Below are 2,353 nucleotides of genomic sequence, written 5' to 3' on the forward strand. Positions count from 1 at the left end.
CTCATCGGCCCCCGCCCGACGGGCTCCCAGAAGCCGGGGCGTCCGGAGTGGCCGGGGTACGGCGTGCTGCCCGGCTGGCGGCCGAAGGCCGTGAAGGCGAGGTCCGCCTCGCCCGTACGGTCGCCGGGCAGCGCCCGGAAGGACCGCCGGTACTCGGAGTACAGCGCGTCGAAGATGGGCGTTTCCGAGCCGTGGTGATCCGCCGAACCGTCATGGGACGGGCGCATGCCGGGGATCTGATGCTGGTACGGGTTCCGAGACGAAGGGTCGTATGAGTGCACATAGGTGCCAACGACCCGATTGCCGCTCGGATGCGGGTGCGAAGGGGAATGTCCCGTTGGCGGGGGTTGTGTCCGGTGCGGCGTGGTGATCACGTGCCCGCCAGCGGCATGGCGGCGCCGACCAGCAGCCCGGCCGCCGCGGCCCGCTCCAGCGCCTCCGCGAGCAGGTCCTCGCGGGGCTGCGCGCCGATGGTGCCGACCGGCGCGGCGAACACGAGCACCTTCTTGGTCCGGTTGACGGTGGACCGCCAGTCGTCGGTGACCTGGAGCGGCTGGTGCGCCTGCCACCAGGCGGTCGGCGTGGTGCCGGGGCCGGGCTGGAGGACGGCGTGCAGCCGGCCCATGGCCACGAGCACGGACCAGCCGGGGTTGTCGGCGGGGGCCTCCTTGAGGTGGCCGACCGGCACGAACCCCTGCTCGGTCAGGAGGTGGAGGAATTCGTCCTCCTGGCCGTCGCTGCCCGGCCGGACGATCGGCTCGGTGGGCTCCACCACGAGCGCCGGGTAGAGGTCGCCGCTGATCAGGACGAGGCCGCTGGTCACGCCGAGCACGGCCTGGCGGGGGAGTGTCTCGATCTGCTGGGCGGGCGCGGGGACGGTGGGTACGGCCGCGGTGACGGGCGGGGCGCCGGCCTCGCCGTTGATGGACCGTACGGCCCCCTGGAGCTGCTCCTCCGAGACCGGGACGACCTGGGAGGGGATGCAGCTCGCGTGGGCGAAGGCGAGCACGGCCGTCTCCTCGCCCACGAAGAGCACGGTGCTGGTGCGCTCCTGTTCGGTGTCGCCGGCGGTGCGGCAGGAGGTGCAGTCGTAGCTGCCCGGGGCGTTGTCGCCGGTGAGCAGCCGGTCGGCTTCCTGGTCGCCGATCTCGGCGCGTACCTCGTCGCTGACGTCGAGCATGCGCGGCACTGGGGCTCCTTGAACTCGGTGCGTGCGCCGGGCTGTTCCCGGCTCATAAGAAGACAACGGACGATCTGTGTCGAGGGTCACGCGTCGGCCGGGCCGGGATCGCGGCAATCGGCGCACACGGTGAGTGAGGCGGCGGAATCGCTCACTCCCTGCCAACTCATGGGCAATGCATCGAAGTTGACGGGGTGAGCTGAGTCACAGATCGCCAGTTCGTGCGAGTGGTAAATGCTGATATCTCATCATCAAGTGGGTGTCCGAAAAAGGCCGATACCGGCGGTAACGGGGAACTGGCCTGCTACGGGAGGGGAAGCGGTTGCCGTCCGGGCGAACGGCTCCCTACATTCACCGGCCGTGTGCAGCGAGCACCGCCCGAGGCCAGAGCGGAGTACCGGCGTCCGATACGGCGGTCCCCGCACCGGCAGGGGGACCTCGGGTCCGTCGAGAGGGAATCCATGTCCAGACGTCGTCGCGAGACAGCAGCGTTGGCAGGGGCCGTACTGCTCGCCCCGCTGGCACTGCTCGCCGCCACCGGCTCGGCCGAGGCGGCGGACAGCGGAGTGTGGGACCGTATCGCCGCCTGCGAAAGCGGCGGAAACTGGCACATCAACACCGGCAACGGCTACTTCGGCGGCCTCCAGTTCAGCGCCGGGACCTGGCGGGCGCACGGCGGCGGGGCGTACGCCTCCACCGCGGACCGGGCCAGCCGCGCCCAGCAGATCGTCGTGGCCTCCAGGGTCCAGGCGTCACAGGGCTGGGGCGCCTGGCCCACGTGCTCGGCGCGCGCCGGGGCGTACGGCCAGGCTCCGGGGCACCTGACGGCGAAGTCCGCCCCGAGGTCCGCGCCGAAGTCCGCTCCCAGGTCCGCGCCGAAGACCTTCCGCAAGGCGGCGCCGGGTACGGGACACCGGTCGCCGACGCACCACCGGGCCGACCGGCAGGGCTTCGGCTCGCGAGGCGGGCATTACACCGTGATGGCCGGCGACACCCTCGGGGGCATCGCCGCCGCCCACGGCACCAGCTGGCACGCGCTCCACGCGGCCAATCGCGCCGTCATCGGCCCGAACCCGAACCTGATCCTGCCGGGACAGCGGCTCGTCCTGTGATGTGACGCGGCGCTGACGCTGTTCGCCGAGAACGCTCGACGGCCCGCCCGGTCGGTACCAC

3 protein-coding genes are annotated in these 2,353 nt (G+C 71.9%); 1 reads left to right on the top strand and 2 read right to left on the bottom strand.

Features of this window, described 5'->3' with window-relative positions:
* Both ACFU99_RS41005 and ACFU99_RS41010 read right to left on the bottom strand, forming a co-directional pair.
* Positions 1 to 227: hypothetical protein (locus ACFU99_RS41005; protein WP_384403098.1), on the bottom strand; the 227-nt coding region annotated here is incomplete at its 3' end.
* Between the two features lie 143 nt (positions 228 to 370).
* Positions 371 to 1,189 carry a hypothetical protein gene (locus ACFU99_RS41010; protein ID WP_384403101.1) on the bottom strand — a complete coding sequence of 273 codons (819 nt, stop codon included), beginning with the start codon at positions 1,187 to 1,189 and terminating at the stop codon, positions 371 to 373.
* 452 nt (positions 1,190 to 1,641) lie between these two features.
* On the opposite strand from ACFU99_RS41010, the gene ACFU99_RS41015 reads away from it, so the two are divergent.
* Positions 1,642 to 2,292, top strand: a complete 651-nt coding sequence (locus ACFU99_RS41015; protein WP_384403103.1) for a transglycosylase family protein — start codon at positions 1,642 to 1,644, stop codon at positions 2,290 to 2,292.
* The last annotated feature ends 61 nt before the right edge of the window (positions 2,293 to 2,353 follow it).

Origin of the sequence: Streptomyces sp. NPDC057654 (assembly GCF_042800135.1) — a bacterium.
In the GTDB taxonomy this organism is placed as follows: domain Bacteria; phylum Actinomycetota; class Actinomycetes; order Streptomycetales; family Streptomycetaceae; genus Streptomyces.